The 16059-nt window shown below is 39.1% G+C and carries 14 protein-coding genes; 12 read left to right on the top strand and 2 right to left on the bottom strand.

Features of this window, described 5'->3' with window-relative positions:
- Positions 1 to 230 precede the first annotated feature (230 nt).
- A complete protein-coding gene (gene gdhA / locus CWB78_RS00585; protein ID WP_138593905.1) occupies positions 231 to 1583 on the top strand; it encodes an NADP-specific glutamate dehydrogenase in 1353 nt (450 codons plus the stop codon).
- 181 nt (positions 1584 to 1764) lie between these two features.
- Positions 1765 to 2871, top strand: coding sequence for a GGDEF domain-containing protein (locus CWB78_RS00580; protein ID WP_138593904.1), 1107 nt, complete (start codon positions 1765 to 1767; stop codon positions 2869 to 2871).
- A gap of 45 nt (positions 2872 to 2916) precedes the next feature.
- On the opposite strand, the gene CWB78_RS00575 is transcribed toward CWB78_RS00580, so the two are convergent.
- Together CWB78_RS00575 and CWB78_RS00570 are read right to left on the bottom strand one after the other, a co-directional pair.
- Positions 2917 to 4650, bottom strand: a complete 1734-nt coding sequence (locus CWB78_RS00575) for an AMP-binding protein (RefSeq protein WP_138593903.1) — start codon at positions 4648 to 4650, stop codon at positions 2917 to 2919.
- Positions 4651 to 4819: 169 nt separating this feature from the next.
- Positions 4820 to 5266: a DUF3010 family protein gene (locus tag CWB78_RS00570; protein ID WP_010389888.1), complete on the bottom strand. Its 447-nt coding sequence runs from the start codon at positions 5264 to 5266 to the stop codon at positions 4820 to 4822.
- 374 nt (positions 5267 to 5640) lie between these two features.
- On the opposite strand from CWB78_RS00570, the gene thrS reads away from it, so the two are divergent.
- From thrS to CWB78_RS00520, 10 genes are all read left to right on the top strand, one after another.
- Entirely contained in the window at positions 5641 to 7551 is a 1911-nt protein-coding gene (thrS, locus tag CWB78_RS00565; RefSeq protein WP_008466944.1) for a threonine--tRNA ligase, read from the top strand.
- A 59-nt stretch (positions 7552 to 7610) separates the two neighbouring features.
- On the top strand, positions 7611 to 8171 hold the full coding sequence (gene infC / locus CWB78_RS00560; RefSeq protein WP_008466946.1) for a translation initiation factor IF-3: 561 nt from the start codon (positions 7611 to 7613) through the stop codon (positions 8169 to 8171).
- 212 nt (positions 8172 to 8383) lie between these two features.
- Positions 8384 to 8584, top strand: coding sequence for a 50S ribosomal protein L35 (gene rpmI / locus CWB78_RS00555; protein WP_004587840.1), 201 nt, complete (start codon positions 8384 to 8386; stop codon positions 8582 to 8584).
- 15 nt (positions 8585 to 8599) lie between these two features.
- Entirely contained in the window at positions 8600 to 8962 is a 363-nt protein-coding gene (rplT, locus tag CWB78_RS00550) for a 50S ribosomal protein L20 (RefSeq protein WP_008110477.1), read from the top strand.
- 317 nt (positions 8963 to 9279) lie between these two features.
- Positions 9280 to 11097 (top strand): M14 family metallopeptidase, encoded by a 1818-nt coding sequence (locus CWB78_RS00545; protein WP_138593902.1) that lies wholly within the window; start codon positions 9280 to 9282, stop codon positions 11095 to 11097.
- A gap of 1 nt (position 11098) precedes the next feature.
- Positions 11099 to 11740 carry an MBL fold metallo-hydrolase gene (locus tag CWB78_RS00540; RefSeq protein WP_054200859.1) on the top strand — a complete coding sequence of 214 codons (642 nt, stop codon included), beginning with the start codon at positions 11099 to 11101 and terminating at the stop codon, positions 11738 to 11740.
- Between the two features lie 84 nt (positions 11741 to 11824).
- Positions 11825 to 12283: an Lrp/AsnC family transcriptional regulator gene (locus CWB78_RS00535; protein ID WP_008110469.1), complete on the top strand. Its 459-nt coding sequence runs from the start codon at positions 11825 to 11827 to the stop codon at positions 12281 to 12283.
- A 116-nt stretch (positions 12284 to 12399) separates the two neighbouring features.
- Positions 12400 to 13956 (top strand): SulP family inorganic anion transporter, encoded by a 1557-nt coding sequence (locus CWB78_RS00530; RefSeq protein WP_010389896.1) that lies wholly within the window; start codon positions 12400 to 12402, stop codon positions 13954 to 13956.
- A gap of 204 nt (positions 13957 to 14160) precedes the next feature.
- Positions 14161 to 15234 carry a sensor histidine kinase gene (locus tag CWB78_RS00525; RefSeq protein ID WP_054200860.1) on the top strand — a complete coding sequence of 358 codons (1074 nt, stop codon included), beginning with the start codon at positions 14161 to 14163 and terminating at the stop codon, positions 15232 to 15234.
- Positions 15231 to 16055 (top strand): LytR/AlgR family response regulator transcription factor, encoded by an 825-nt coding sequence (locus CWB78_RS00520; RefSeq protein ID WP_010389898.1) that lies wholly within the window; start codon positions 15231 to 15233, stop codon positions 16053 to 16055. Before CWB78_RS00525 ends, CWB78_RS00520 begins: the two co-directional genes overlap by 4 nt.
- Positions 16056 to 16059 lie beyond the last annotated feature (4 nt).

Raw genomic sequence — 16059 nt, 5'->3', positions numbered from 1 at the left:
CTTTTAACGTGTTATTCATTAAAACTGGCGTTTTTAGCATACAAATTCTTTATTAATGGGTTTTTATACAAAAGAAACAACAATTTAATTCAACATCAAACACGTGCATCCCGTTTATTTATGATGTTAAAGTGTAAAAATAATGATCGCATAATCAATTTCTCTACTAACAATAACATTGATCATTTTTCCTGTTTCGAATTTAAAAATACCCACATGGAAGAATAAATATGAATTATATACACAGAACAATTGCGCAATTAAAGCAGACGAGCCCTGCGCAATGTGAATTTTATCAAGCAGTAGAAGAAGTGCTAGACTCGCTAGAGCCAATATTTGCGCAAACCAGTCATTACCAACAACAAGCAATTATTCAAAGAATGGTAGAGCCAGAGCGTCAGTTAATGTTTCGCGTGCCTTGGGTTGATGACGAGGGCAATATTCAAGTCAATAAAGGCTACCGTATCGAATTTAATTCGGCGCTGGGCCCTTACAAAGGCGGCCTACGTTTTCATCCAAGTGTAAATGCCAGCATCATAAAATTTTTAGGCTTTGAACAAATTTTTAAAAATGCACTGACCGGTTTGCCTATAGGCGGCGGTAAAGGAGGCGCTAATTTTGATCCTAAAGGACGCTCTGATGGCGAGATAATGCGTTTTTGCCAATCGTTTATGACCGAGTTATATCGCCATATCGGCCCTACAACCGATGTACCTGCAGGGGATATTGGCGTAGGGGCGAGAGAAATTGGTTATATGTTTGGCCAATACAAACGCTTAACAGGGCGCTATGAAGGCGTACTAACCGGTAAAAGTTTACTTTGGGGCGGATCGCTAGCTCGCAAAGAAGCAACGGGTTATGGCGCAGTGTATTTTGCTAACTATATGCTTGAAGATCGTGATGACAGCTTATCAGGAAAACGCTGTTTAATTTCAGGCTCAGGCAATGTGGCAATTTATGCCATGGAAAAATTATATCAACTAGGGGCTACGCCTATTGCCTGTAGTGACTCAAAAGGCACTTTGTACGATGAGAGTGGCATTGACTTAAAACTTATTAAGCAATTAAAAGAGCACTCACGAGGATGCTTAAGTGACTACCTAGATACTCATCCTCATGCCAAGTATACGCCTCGCGATGAGTACCCTCAAGATGGTCATGCGGTATGGCGTTACAGTGCGGATGCGGCTTTTCCTTGTGCTACACAAAATGAATTAACCCAAGCGGATGCAAAAGCACTACTTGAAAATGGCTGTACTTTAGTCAGTGAAGGAGCAAATATGCCTTCAACCAAAGAAGCGATTGATTGTTTCATAGAAGCAAAAATTGCTTATGGACCTGGCAAAGCAGCAAATGCAGGTGGGGTGGCAACGAGCCAATTAGAAATGGCACAAAATGCCAGTATGCAAAGCTGGACATTTGAGCAAGTAGATGAAAAGTTAAAGCAAATAATGAAAGATATTTTCACTACAGCTAACGATACCGCAAAAGAATTTAATCAACCCGGTAACTTGTTACTTGGTGCAAATATTGCTGGATTTAGACGTGTAGCAGATGCAATGATTGAACAGGGCGTTGTATAGCGACGCCTCGGCTATTTATTAGTGAACCCAATAATTTTTATCTATATCTTGAGCAGGCATTGTTCAGGATATAGCAAAAGTAATGTGTAATATTATTTAATAAGGTAAATTTAACTCGCTAATTAATAACAATAAACTATAGTGTGGATAAGGATAAGTGAGCTTATTAAGGAGAGTGCCGGTGCGTCTTATTCCCGCAATTTTTTATTTTTCAAGTGCAACAGAGCACAACTTCCAAAATCAACTCAATAAAAGCTCAATGCGTCTTGCTGATGCATCACTCTATCTAGTAACACTGTTTTTATTGTCTTTTATTTTTATGTCTTGGCTTAATCAACAAGAGCCTGCCAATTCAACCATAACAATTTTACGCGTAACTATGGTGTTGTTATCGATAGTCCTCATTATTGTAAATAGAACATTAAGTTCAGAGTACTTGCATTCGCGCTTTTTCAGTTATGCGGTTTTATTTTGTTTTTTATTTAGTTATTTCTTTTGGGAATATGTGCAACGCTATAGTGAATTAAAAGAGGGTGGACCTATGCTTGTAGCTGCTGCATTTATAGCCATACCGATGCTGCACTTAGGACATAAACTGGTTTTATGGTCAATAATTGGCATTGCCCTGATATTTATTGAGCTTTTTTCTTCTACTTCGATTGCGTGGACACTTTATTTTTATTTCAGCATAGTTATTGTATTGGCCATAGTGCAATATCAACTGGATACCCTATTAAGAAAGCAATATAAAGCGGAATTATTTGAAACTGAAAAAGCCAATACCGATCAATTAACAGGTATGCATAATCGGCATAGTTTTGATAGACGCTGTAAAGCATTAATTAACAAGTTAGCGCCATCACAATATTTAGGGTTAGCCATGATTGATGTCGACTATTTTAAAAATTATAACGATAACTACGGCCACTTAGAGGGAGATAACGTACTAATAGCAGTCGCAAATCGACTAAAACATTGTGACGCTGATATTGTGGTGCGTTTTGGTGGTGAAGAATTTATATTGGTAAAAACATTACAGGCGAATGAGTTAGATTGGTTGAGTGACTTACCTAAACGCTTTGCAGACGATCCGATTGCGCATCAGTATTCACCCTTTAACCGTATTACTGTCTCTGCTGGTATTGCAATTGATAAATACACTATATATAGACCTTCAATTAAATCATTGTTGGCAACAGCTGATGTAGGGGTTTATAAAGCTAAAAATGCTGGACGAAATATAAGTATTACTGACTTTGTTGTTCCTAAACAGCCTGAAATTGAGTAAGACAATGCAAAGCACTAAGCTGATAGTGCTTTGCATTTAACCAGCTTATGAAAATGCAGATTCGGCGAGCTCTTCTTGCATTTGTTCGCGCATTTTAAATTTTTGCAATTTTCCGGTTACCGTCATCGGGTAATGTTCAACAAAGCGAATATATTTAGGCTGTTTAAAGTAGGCGAGTTTGTCTTTTAAAAATAATCGAATTGCTTGCTCATCAAGCACTTCACCTTCTTTAGGCTGGATCCAGGCACACACTTCTTCGCCAAACTTTTCATCGGTAATACCAAAAATTGCCGCATCTTGTATCCCTGGGTAGGTGTATAAAACTTCCTCAATCTCACGGGGATATATATTTTCTCCGCCGCGAATAATCATGTCTTTAATTCTGCCAACAATACTGACAAAGCCTTCACTGTCCATTACCCCTAAATCGCCAGAATGTAACCAACCTTGATTATCGATAGTAGCTTTGGTTTTTTCTTCATCGTTCCAATAGCAGCGCATAATACCGGCACCACGGCTACAGACTTCACCTGGTTGGCCTATTTTTTGAACTTCTCCCACCTCATCAATAATCTTTACTTCAGTGTGCGCAAGCGCTCGTCCTACAGTGGTGACTTGACGCTCAATTGATGAGTCGGTTTCAGTGATATTGTTGATTGGGCTACACTCTGTTTGTCCATAGGCTATAACGACTTGGTTCATATTCATTAGTGTTTGTACTTTACGCATAACTTGTTCGGGGCAGGTTGAGCCTGCCATAACGCCGGTTCGTAATGTACTTAAATCATAATCACTAAAGTTATTAAGTTCTAATTCGCTTATAAACATGGTAGGCACGCCATGAAGCCCGGTACATTTTTCTTGTTGGACCACGTCTAATGTGGTTTTTGGATCGAAAGAATCACTTGGATAAATAGCTGCAGCGCCTTTACTTACGCACAATAAGCTGCCTAAAACCATGCCAAAGCAATGATAAAGTGGTACAGGGATACACAGCTTATCATGTTCAGTAAAATGCATTGCTTGGGCAACAAGCAGTGCATTATTAAGAATGTTTTTATGCGTTAGCGTAGCCCCTTTAGGATTCCCTGTGGTACCTGAAGTAAATTGAATATTAATGTCTTGATTACAATTTAGAGTTTTTGCCACTGCTTGAAGTTCAAACTTGTGAGCGTCTGTGGGCATGGCGAGTACTTCATTAAACGAAAACATACCATTTACTGGCTCATCACCTATACAAATTACATTTTTTAATGAAGGGAGTTTAGCGGCTTTTAATTCCCCTTTTTGGCAACTATCTAGCTCTGGGGCTAAACTTTGTAGCATATTAACGTAGTGACTGCCCTTAAACGCTGTGGCAGTAATAAGCGTGGAACATTCAACACTATTAAGTGCATATTGCAGTTCACTGGGGCGGTAAGCTGGGTTAATACACACCATGATTGCGCCGATTTTAGCCGTTGCAAATTGAGTTAAGCACCATTGTATATTATTGGGTGACCAAATACCGACCCTGTCACCTGATTTAACCCCTAATGCCAACAACCCCATAGCAAGCTGATCAATCTGCTGCTGAAACTCCTTGTAGTTTAAGCGAATATTTTGGTGAGCAACAACAACTGCCAATGCCTCTGGGTTATTGTCGACAATTGAATCAAGGTATTCTCCAATAGTTTGCTCTATTAGCGGTATGCTTTGAATCCCCTTAAAATAACTATTTGATAGCGGTATAGTGTTTATTTGTTCTACTTCTTTATGCACTGTTTGTGTCGCTTTCATGACATTCTCCATGTTTTTATCTATCCAAGGCTTGTTGATTAAATAAACATGAATTGTCGACAAAGGGAAGAGGGTTAGACTAATGTCTTACACTTTTATTTGAAAATTTAGACATAAAAAAACGCGTAATATTGAGCTATTACGCGTTTTCACAAGGATGCAATTGGTATTACATTTCGTCGCTGCGGTAGGTTTTTTTCATGATATAAACGTAAGCATTAACGAATGCATTTTCTTGATATTTTTTAAGACCAGTGTCTTCGAACGCGATAGGGATTGGGTTGCGTTTTACTTGCTCTTTTATTTCAGTTGTTGAAAACACGCGAACATCGAGGTTGTCGATTAATTGAATAGCCGTTTCCATTTTGAACCCTTTAGCGCTACCTGCAAATTTACCTTTAGGCTGGCGTTCGCGAATGGCAACAGAATCAATTTGGTAATCTTGCATCAGCTTTGCAAAATCAAATTGAAATTTACGCATTATTTCAGTGTCGTTACCGTTACCTAAGGTAAAGCGTGTTTGGCGCACGTCACGAATATCAAAAACGTCGTTATCTTTACTTAAAATACAAAGTAGTACATCGCTACCGGTAATTTCTACACCACATGTTCTCATTGTTAATCTCTACTATAACTTAATTACCGGTTATTATACGCAACACGCATTAAAATGCGAGTTTAAGCACTTTGTGTGCTGCTTTAATATAGTGCTTTACGTTAATTTGATGCGGCGTGACTGAAGAAAAGTTATTAATTGCACATTTATGTTAAAAATGCGTGGTTTTTAGTAGCTTAAAACTTGTAATTAACGCTACAGCACGCGACAATATCTTTTTTGTAGTTGAGCAGACTCAGCATCTACATTAGCCTTTGACGGCGAAAAATAGTCAATGCTTATTCGTAAAAGCGTTGTCGAGTCATTCTCATTTAATTAATTAAAAAATACACGTGATACATTGTAGGTGTCACCACTGTATGTAAGGATTTATAATGCCAGTTATTACTCTCCCTGACGGTAGTCAGCGTAGTTTTGAAAACCCTGTAAGCACGCTTGATGTTGCAAACGATATCGGCCCTGGTCTTGCTAAAGCAACCATTGCTGGTCGTGTGAATGGCGAACGCGTGGATGCATGTGATTTAATTTCAGCCGACTCTCGTCTTGAAATTATTACAGCAAAAGATGATGATGGTTTAGAGATTATTCGCCATTCTTGTGCCCACCTAATTGGTCATGCAGTTAAGCAACTTTTCCCAGACGCTAAAATGGCGATTGGTCCTACTATCGATAACGGTTTTTACTATGATATTGATATGGAACATTCGTTATCTCAAGATGATCTTGATGCTATTGAAAAGCGTATGTTACAGCTTGCAAAAACAAACTACGATGTAGTGAAAAAAACCGTTAGCTGGCAAGAAGCACGCGATACGTTTGCGGCGCGTGGCGAAACATACAAAATAGAAATTCTTGACGAAAATATTGCTCAAGATGATCGCCCAGGTTTATACCACCACGAAGAATACGTAGATATGTGTCGTGGACCACATGTTCCTAACATGAAATTCTGTCAAAACTTCAAAATTATGAAGGTAGCAGGTGCATACTGGCGTGGTGATTCTGAAAATAAAATGCTGCAGCGTATTTACGGCACAGCGTGGGGCGATAAAAAGCAACTTAAAGCGTACTTAAAGCGTTTAGAAGAAGCTGAAAAACGTGATCACCGTCGTATTGGTAAAGCACTTGATTTATGGCACTGGCAAGAAGAAGCGCCAGGCATGGTATTTTGGCACAACGATGGTTGGAGCATTTACCGTGAATTAGAAGAATTTGTGCGTGAAAAATTACGTGAGTACCAATACGAAGAAGTAAAAGGTCCAATGATGATGGACCGTTCGTTATGGGAAAAATCAGGTCACTGGGAAAAATATTCAGAAGCCATGTTTACCACGGAATCTGAAAAGCGTGAATACGCAATCAAGCCAATGAACTGTCCTGGTCACGTACAAATATTTAACCAAGGTTTAAAATCATACCGTGATTTACCACTGCGTATGGCTGAGTTTGGTTGTTGTCACCGTAATGAGCCATCAGGCGCACTTCACGGTTTAATGCGTGTGCGTGGCTTTACCCAAGATGATGCGCATGTATTCTGTACTGAAGAGCAAATCATGGATGAAGTATCGGCCTGTATTAAAATGGTTTACGATACGTATGAAACATTCGGCTTTGAAAAAATTGTAGTTAAACTTTCAACTCGTCCAGAGCAACGTATTGGCGAAGATGAAATGTGGGACAAAGCTGAGCTTGCACTTGCTGATGCACTTAAGGCAAATGACATTGAATTTGATTACCTACCAGGTGAAGGGGCGTTTTATGGTCCTAAAATTGAATTTACTTTGTACGATTGCTTAGACAGAGCGTGGCAGTGTGGTACAGTGCAACTAGACTTTGCATTACCTGGTCGTTTAGGCGCAACATATGTGGCTGAAAATAACGAACGACGTACACCTGTTATGATACACCGCGCTATATTAGGGTCTATTGAGCGCTTTATCGGTATTTTAACAGAAGAGTATGCTGGTTTATTCCCAACGTGGCTTGCGCCTAAGCAAGTGGTGATTATGAATATCACCGATAAACAAGCACCGTATGTTCAGGAAATTGTACAAAAATTAAATAAACTTGGAATTAGAGCCGCTGCTGACTTGAGAAATGAGAAGATTGGCTTTAAAATCCGTGAGCATACACTTAAGCGTATTCCTTACTTATTGGTTGTTGGCGACAAAGAAGTTGAGCAACAAGAAGTAGCAGTACGAACTCGCACAGGTGAAGACCTAGGCAAATTTAATGTCGATGATTTTGTAGCTAAAATCAGTGAAGAAATCAAAAATCGACAGTAAAAATCGAGCGTGTAGGGCAAGCAAAAATAGCCAGCTACACGCTTATATTATTGATATTCTTGGAGGAACGTACTATTAGAGGCGGCAAGAAAGGGCAACAAACAGCTCAAAAAAATCGTATTAACGAAGAAATTACAGCGCAAGAAGTTCGTTTAATCGACATCGACGGCGAACAAGCTGGAATTCAGTCATTAAAAGACGCGCAAGCTATGGCTGATGCAGCGGGTGTTGATCTTGTAGAGATCAGTCCAAATGCTGAGCCGCCTGTTTGTAAGGTTATGGATTACGGTAAGTTCATCTTTGAAAAAAGCAAAGAACTAAAAGAGCAGAAGAAGAAGCAAAAGCAGATCCAGATTAAAGAAATCAAATTCCGTCCAGGTACGGATGAAGGTGATTATCAGGTTAAGCTACGCAACTTACGCAAGTTCTTAGAAGCTGGCGATAAAGCTAAGATAACTATCCGCTTCCGTGGTCGTGAAATGGCTCACCAAGAAATTGGTATCGAATTATTAAACCGTATTAAAACCGATTTAGAAGAATTAGCAGTTGTTGAATCTTTCCCAAATCGTGTTGAAGGCCGTCAAATGGTTATGATGATGGCGCCGGTTGCTAAAAAGTAATAATTAGGCGATAATACGCACCGAATTTAGCTCAGGTTTGCAAGTGATATGAAAATGTCCACCTGAGTTAACCGGTTTTAAAGTAAAATTGCGGTATTTATATCGGGTTTTCACCGGAACATAGCAGTAAGTTAGGCCTTTAAAGTGGAGCTATAGCAATATATCTCACGCCTTCTTACTAATTTTAAAGCAATACAATTGGAGTTATTGCAATGGCTTACAAGCTAAAAAGTCACAGAGGCGCAGCTAAGCGTTTCAAAAAGACTGCTTCTGGCGGTTTCAAGCGTAAACAAGCGCATCTTCGTCACATTCTGACTAAGAAAACTTCTAAGCGTAAGTTACACCTACGTCCTAAGATGATGGTTCATAAAAATGACCATGGTCTAGTTTCACGTATGTTACCATTCGCTTAATAGGGGTTTTTAGAAATGGCAAGAGTTAAACGCGGCGTTGTCGCACGTGCACGTCACAAAAAAGTTTTAAAACAAGCGAAAGGTTACTACGGAGCACGTTCACGTGTTTACCGCGTAGCTTTCCAGGCTGTTACTAAAGCGGGTCAATACGCTTACCGTGACCGCCGTGCTAAGAAACGTACTTTCCGTCAATTATGGATTGCACGTATCAATGCTGCTTCACGTCAAAATGGTCTGTCTTACAGCCGTTTTATCAATGGTCTTAAAAAGACATCTGTAGAAATCGATCGTAAGATCCTTGCAGATATCGCTGTTTACGACCAAGTTGCATTCGCAGCGCTTGTAGCAAAAGCAAAAGAAGGCCTAGCGGCAGCTTAAGTTTTTGTATAAGTATTGAAAAGGAGCCTATGGCTCCTTTTTTTGTGCCTGCTATTTACTGCTTTAGCTATGTCATACCTTTTAGTTCCGTGTATCCATTTAACTTAAATTAGCTAAACCAGAATTTTAGGCATGTTCATTGTTGCTCTTAAGGTTGATATTAATTATGTTTTTATCAGTACTTGACTAGGGCTTGAGCAAATAATCAAAGGAAACTGCAATTGGCTGCATTTTTTTGTTGAACTACCGCAGTTTTGGCATCTAAAAAGCTTTAATTGCTATAATTTTTTTAATTAATGCGTTTGCTAGAGAAGTATATGTTTATAAGTTTATTGGTTTTATCTGCAAGTATGGCGAATAACAGTCATTTACCGCCATTATTACCATGGGAAGGTGCGAGCACATCGCTATTGCAACAACAGGGACCTTTAACCACAGACTTTGAAATTTCTGCAGGAGTCTCGTCTCCTAATTATGCTGATACCATGGCATTTGTTGATAGGTTGGTAGCGGCTAATCCCACTCAATTTAAATCAAAAACGATTGGCTATAGTAATAGTAAACGTGCAATAAAAATGTTGATTGCCAGCGAACAAGGCTTTTTTGATGCTGGGCAAATGGCTAACAGCACTAAACCAACTGTGCTTATTCAGGCTGGTATTCACGCCGGTGAGATTGATGGTAAAGATGCAATGTTTATGTTGCTTAGAGATATTGCCACGGGTAAACGTCGCGATATATTAAAAAAGGTAAATATTTTATTTATTCCCATTCTTAATGTCGATGGGCATGAACGCAGTAGTGCATTTAATCGAATCAATCAGCGCGGCCCAGTAAAAATGGGTTTTAGAACAAATGCTAATAACCTTAATTTAAATCGTGATTTCACTAAATTAGATACCCCCGAGGTTAAAAGCGTACTTGCAGTCATTAACGATTATAATCCTAATTTATATATAGACGTGCATGTGACTGATGGGGCCGATTACCAATATGATGTCACCTACGGCTATAACCCAGTATTTGCTAGCGAGTCGCCCGCTATTTCGGATGCACTCAACCGTTACTTTAAACCTGTTATTGATCAAACCTTAACTGAGCAAGGACATATCCCTGGCCCTTTAGTGTTTGTTATGGATAAACAAGAATTTAAATCAGGTTTAGCAGGTTGGGTGGCGACGCCTCGTTTTTCTAATGGCTGGGGTGATTTAAGGTCATTGCCAACTATTTTAGTCGAAAACCATTCTTTAAAACCCTATAAGCAACGCGTGCTAGGGACTTATGTGTTTATAGATGGTGCTATTGAAGCGTTAGCAACCCATAAAGATAAACTCGCCAATGCGGTAAAAAAAGAACAGCAATTTGTGCCTAAGCAATTAATTGTTAAACGTGGTTACGCTGAGCAAGCTGATCATATCAAATTTAAAGGCATTGCTTATTCTAAGAATATGAATGCATTATCAAATCAGCAAGAAGTAAGTTATATAGGTAAAAAGCAAGATTATGACAAGCTGCCTATTTTTTGGCAAAAAGAAGTACAGCACACGGTTGAAGTCCCTAAATCGTTTTTTATCCCGCCAGTGTATACCGATATTATCGAAAAGCTTGCTTTACATGGGGTATCAATTAATAAACTCAGTGGCGCCAATACTCAGCCGTTAAAAATGGCAAAAGTGGCGCAATATAGCTTTGATAAAGCACCATTTGAAGGGCGATTTAGAGTGTCGGCACGTTTTAACTATGAACCGGCCACGAATGTCGATTTAGATGGTTGGTTTGAAGTCAGTACCCAACAAAAAGCAGGCGAGTTAGCTGTGCATTTATTGCATCCAGAAGCACCTGACTCTTTTTTTGCATGGGGTGAATTTAATACGATTTTTCAGCGAACAGAGTATATGGAAAATTACGCATTGCTCCCATTCGCTGAGAAAATGCTCAGCGATGATCCGAAATTAGCAGATGCATTTAATAAAAAACTGAAGCTAGATAAAGCATTTGCTACAGATCCTGAGGCGCGCTTAAATTGGCTCTATGAACATAGCCCGTTTTACGATCAAGCTTATTTAAAATACCCAATTTTAATGTCATATGAACAAGATATAGTTATTCCAGCGCAAAAAAATAAAGAAATATAAGATGAAAATAATCACAATTCCCGTTACGCAGTTTATGCAAAATTGCCGAATTATAGTATGCGAACAAACCCAGCAAGCTGTGGTGGTAGATCCCGGTGGTGATGTTGACAAAATTAATACAACACTAACACAGCATAACTTGAGCTTGTCAGCCATCTGGTTGACCCATGGACACTTAGACCATGTGGGTGGTGCTCATAGCTTACGTGAGCAATACAATATAAAGATTATTGGCCCACATAAGGATGAGCGCTTTTGGTTTGATAACTTACCAATGCAAGCCACAATGTTTGGATTTAAACCTATCAGTGCTTTTTACCCAGATGAATGGCTAGCACATGGTGATACCGTACAAGTTGGTCAGCTTGCATTTAAAGTACTGCATTGCCCAGGGCACACCCCAGGACACGTTGTATTTTATCAAGATACGCAAAGCACCGTTATTGTGGGTGATGTTATATTTAAAGGCTCAGTCGGTCGTACTGATTTTCCAAAAGGAGACAGTAAGCAGCTTATTAGCTCAATACAGGCCCATATAATGACGTTGCCACTGAGTACCGCAATTTTAAGTGGCCATGGTGAAGATACCGATGTCGCCAATGAGAAGGCAACCAATCCGTTTGTAAGTGGTCAATTTGGTTGATGTGTTTAATTGTTAAAAATATGCAGACTGCTTTTTAAAAAGGCTGTATAATTTAACCAATTTATTAGATAAATAAGAAATAAAATGTCTCTAAATCACGTAGATCGCCAAATATTGGCACTTTTACAACAAGATGCAAGTTTATCAACCGCTGAAATTGCAGATAAAGTAGGCCTATCTCAGTCTCCTTGTTGGCGTCGTATTGCTAAATTAGAACAAGATGGCTACATCAAAAGTAAAGTCGCATTGCTTGATGAAAAAAAGCTGGGCTTTGATATGTTGGTTTACGCCCATGTACGTTTATCAAACCATGGTAAAAAGAATCTAGCCGAGTTTGAAAAACTGATACTTAGCTATGATGAAGTGACTGAATGTTACACTATGGCGGGTACTATGGACTTTATGTTGCGTATTATTTCTCAAGGCATAGAAGGTTATGAGCACTTTGTACGCGATAACCTACTTAGCTTAGAGTACGTCCAAGAGGTTCACTCTAACGTGACCATGACCTGTGTAAAACGTAGTACAGCCTTACCACTGTAAAATAAAAATAAGCCGATGATAAACAAATCGGCTGCATTAACTATAATTGTGAAATGAGCGCTAATTTGATAGAATTCAGCGCTTTTTTTGTCAGCTAAATAAAACTGAGGAACTCAATGTTTAACTTACTCAGTAGGGCGCCAAGCTCTGCTAAAAACGATATTCTCTCTGGATTGACCGTGGCACTTGCCTTGATCCCAGAAGCTGTTGCATTTGCCTTTGTTGCAAATGTAGAACCCCTTGTTGGTTTATATGCCGCATTTATTGTTGGCTTAATTACGGCTATTTTTGGTGGTCGTCCAGGTATGATTTCGGGTGCAACCGGTGCGCTTGCGGTTGTAATGGTAAGTTTAGTACTGGATCACGGAGTGGAATATCTATTTGCCACTGTGTTGCTGATGGGGCTATTACAAATATTGGCTGGGGTATTTAAGCTCGGTAAGTTTATACGTATGGTTCCACATCCGGTGATGCTCGGTTTTGTAAATGGCTTAGCGATAGTTATATTTTTAGCACAGCTCGGGCAGTTTAAAGTACCTGATGGTGCTGGCGGTCAAGAATGGATGACGGGCAGTGCAATGTACATTATGCTCGGTTTAGTGGCGCTAACTATGGCTATTATTCACTTTTTGCCAAAATTAACGACCGCAGTCCCTTCGTCACTGGTTGCCATTGTGACGGTAACTGGCTTAGTTATTGGCCTTGACTTAGAAGCGCGTACAGTACTTGATTTCTTAAAAGGTATGACAGGTAATGAAGCTGCAACGATTGCCGGTGGTTTACCGCAGTTTCATATTCCTATGGTGCCTTTTAATTTAGAAACACTACAAATTATCTTCCCATATGCGCTTATTCTTGCAGCAATTGGCTTAATTGAATCGCTGTTAACGCTAAGCTTGATTGACGAAATTACAGAAACACGTGGCCATTCTAACAAAGAATGTATTGGCCAAGGTGCGGCAAACGTTACATGTGGTTTCTTTGGTGCAATGGGTGGCTGTGCCATGATTGGCCAATCTATGATTAACATTAATTCAGGTGGCCGTTCGCGTTTATCTGGTATTAGTGCTGCGCTGATGTTACTTGCGTTTATTATCTTTGCCTCAAGCTTAATTGAAATGATCCCACTAGCGGCATTAGTTGGGGTTATGTTTATGGTGGTACTGGGTACATTTGAATGGGCAAGTTTTAAAATGATGAAACGCGTGCCTTTATCTGACGCATTTGTAATTGTTTTAGTATCGGGTGTGACGGTTATCACTGACTTAGCCATTGCAGTGTGTGTGGGTGTTATTGTGTCTGCATTAGTATTTGCTTGGCAGCATGCTAAACATATTTACACAACGAACTATATTGATAAAGAAGGTTCAAAAGTGTACGAGTTACACGGGCCTTTATTCTTTGGCTCAGTTAAAAACTTTGCTGATTTATTTGATGTAAAGAACGACCCTAAAGACGTTATTGTTGAGTTTAAATACAGCCGTGTTGCGGATCACAGTGCAATAGAAGCAATTGATAGCCTAGCTGATAAGTACAATAAAGCGGGTAAAAAGTTGCATTTACGTCACTTAAGCAAAGACTGTACTGAACTACTTCATAAAGCACGTGATTTAGTGGAAGTAAACGTAATTGAAGATCCGACTTATAAAGTTGCTTCAGACAAACTTGCTTAATAAATAAAAAGTAAACATTGAGAAGCGAAAGGTACATACCTTTCGCTTTTTTTATGCATATAGTTCAATGAATCGCTTAACCACAAAAGCATCAGACAACGTTATCGTTTGCGATAGGGCTATTAAAAAGTAAGACAGTTGGTAGTGCTATACACGTTGATAAATCGATATAATAATAACAAATTTATAAGGTAATAATTAATTTTGAATTGGCAGTCTTTAATTGATAACAGACAACGCTTTTTCTGGCTTTTGCAAATCGCTGGCTGGATAGGGTATGCGTTAGTTAATTACATTGGATCTAAAGTATTCGAAATGCGTGATATTTACGTATTCGTTATTTTACTTAATGCCTATGCGGGCTGTTTAATGACTGTCCCTTTGCGTTATATATATCGCAAAATTTGGAATGCCTCGCCTTGGGTCTTAATCATTGTTGTATTTAGTGCTTCGTATGTAACTGGTACGCTCTGGGCGGTGGTACAAAAGTTTAACTTGTGGGAAATTTATCGACACGGCTATCGCCCTGAAGAATGGTTCTATTATTTACAACAAGGGCTAGACTCCGTTTATATTATTTTGTGTTGGAGTGGCTTGTACTTTGGGGTTAAGTATTACCAGTTACTACAAAGTGAACGCCAAAAAGCGTTAAAAGCAACTACAATGGCGCACGAAGCGCAGTTAAAAATGCTCAGATATCAGTTAAACCCTCACTTTTTATTTAACACCCTCAATGCTATTTCCACTTTAATTTTGGTAAAAGAAAACAAAGATGCTAATTTAATGGTATCTAAGCTGAGTGACTTTTTGCGTTATACACTCAATACTGATCCAATTAAAAAAGTGCCACTAGAGCAAGAGTTACATGCATTAATGCTGTATTTAGAGATTGAACGTGTGCGCTTTGATGAACGGTTACAGGTTAATGTTGATGTGAGTGAGCAAGCTCAACAAGCATTGGTTCCTAGCTTAATATTACAACCGATCATTGAAAATGCTATTAAGTACGCCATTGCTCACATGGCAGAAGGTGGCGTTATTGATATAAAAGCACAAGTATTTGCTAATGAATTATTACTTGAAGTGGGCGATAATGGCCCTGGCACTGAAATTGTAAATGGCCAGTTAGTTAATGCACAAGGCGTGGGTGTAGCAAACACCCAAGACAGATTAAAAACGCTCTACGAAAATAATTACTCGTTTGTATTATCACATAATACGCCAAGTGGATTGAAAGTTAATCTGCGAGTTCCGTTTGAGAAGGCTGTGAAGAAATGACAAGAATAAAAACGCTGATTGTTGATGATGAACCATTAGCACGTAAAGGCTTAGCCGTTAGGCTTGAAGAGTTTTCTGATATTGAAGTGATCAAACTATGTAGCTCAGGATTTGATGCGATCGAAAGTTGCAAAAACGAAAAAATTGACCTCGTATTTTTAGATATTCAAATGCCAGGCATGAATGGCTTTGAGGTAGCGCGTGCATTGAGTGAAAGTAGTAAAGACTTGCCTGCCATTGTATTTGTTACTGCGTTTGACCACTTTGCTGTTAAAGCATTTGAAATTCATGCTTTAGATTACATTTTAAAACCCGTTGATGATAACAGATTAAAACAGGCGGTAGAAAAAGTGCATACCTATTTAAAAACTCAGCAGGATAACGCCCATAAGAAAAAATTAGCCAGTTTTGTAGCTGGGATAACGGGTAATAACTGCGAAGAAATTTTAAAGAAATTAGCCACAGGTGATACCTTAACTGATCGGCGCTACCCTGAGTCACTAGCAGTAAAAGAGCAGGGCGAAATTGTTAGAGTGCCCGTTGCCACGATACAGTGGGTAGATGCCGCAGGTGATTATATGTGTTTGCATTGCCAAGACGGGCAAACGCATATATTACGTAAAACCATGAAAGAGCTTGAACAAGAATTAGATCCAAATCTATTTGTTCGTGTGCATCGCAGCGCGATTGTTAACACCAAACAAATTAGCAAGCTGGTAACTCAGGTTAGTGGTGAATATTTATTAGTGTTAGATAACGGACAAGAGCTTAAAGTAAGTAGAAGTTACCGTGATAAAGTAAAAGCAGCATTAGCTAGCTAACTTT

The sequence above is a fragment of the Pseudoalteromonas sp. S1612 genome (genome assembly GCF_005887175.1).
Taxonomy (GTDB): Bacteria; Pseudomonadota; Gammaproteobacteria; order Enterobacterales; family Alteromonadaceae; genus Pseudoalteromonas; species Pseudoalteromonas undina.
Note: the sequence above shows the minus strand (reverse complement) of the source record. Positions and strands in the feature narration are given on the sequence as shown.

What these genes read in the sequence shown, in the direction of transcription:
- gdhA (WP_138593905.1), top strand. Translation starts at nt 231, where the DNA reads ATGAATTATATACACAGAACAATTGCGCAATTAAAGCAGACGAGCCCT.
- CWB78_RS00575 (WP_138593903.1), bottom strand. Translation starts at nt 4,650, where the DNA reads ATGAAAGCGACACAAACAGTGCATAAAGAAGTAGAACAAATAAACACT.
- CWB78_RS00545 (WP_138593902.1), top strand. Translation starts at nt 9,280, where the DNA reads ATGTTTATAAGTTTATTGGTTTTATCTGCAAGTATGGCGAATAACAGT.
- CWB78_RS00530 (WP_010389896.1), top strand. Translation starts at nt 12,400, where the DNA reads ATGTTTAACTTACTCAGTAGGGCGCCAAGCTCTGCTAAAAACGATATT.
- CWB78_RS00535 (WP_008110469.1), top strand. Translation starts at nt 11,825, where the DNA reads ATGTCTCTAAATCACGTAGATCGCCAAATATTGGCACTTTTACAACAA.
- CWB78_RS00520 (WP_010389898.1), top strand. Translation starts at nt 15,231, where the DNA reads ATGACAAGAATAAAAACGCTGATTGTTGATGATGAACCATTAGCACGT.
- rpmI (WP_004587840.1), top strand. Translation starts at nt 8,384, where the DNA reads ATGGCTTACAAGCTAAAAAGTCACAGAGGCGCAGCTAAGCGTTTCAAA.
- thrS (WP_008466944.1), top strand. Translation starts at nt 5,641, where the DNA reads ATGCCAGTTATTACTCTCCCTGACGGTAGTCAGCGTAGTTTTGAAAAC.
- CWB78_RS00570 (WP_010389888.1), bottom strand. Translation starts at nt 5,266, where the DNA reads ATGAGAACATGTGGTGTAGAAATTACCGGTAGCGATGTACTACTTTGT.
- rplT (WP_008110477.1), top strand. Translation starts at nt 8,600, where the DNA reads ATGGCAAGAGTTAAACGCGGCGTTGTCGCACGTGCACGTCACAAAAAA.
- CWB78_RS00540 (WP_054200859.1), top strand. Translation starts at nt 11,099, where the DNA reads ATGAAAATAATCACAATTCCCGTTACGCAGTTTATGCAAAATTGCCGA.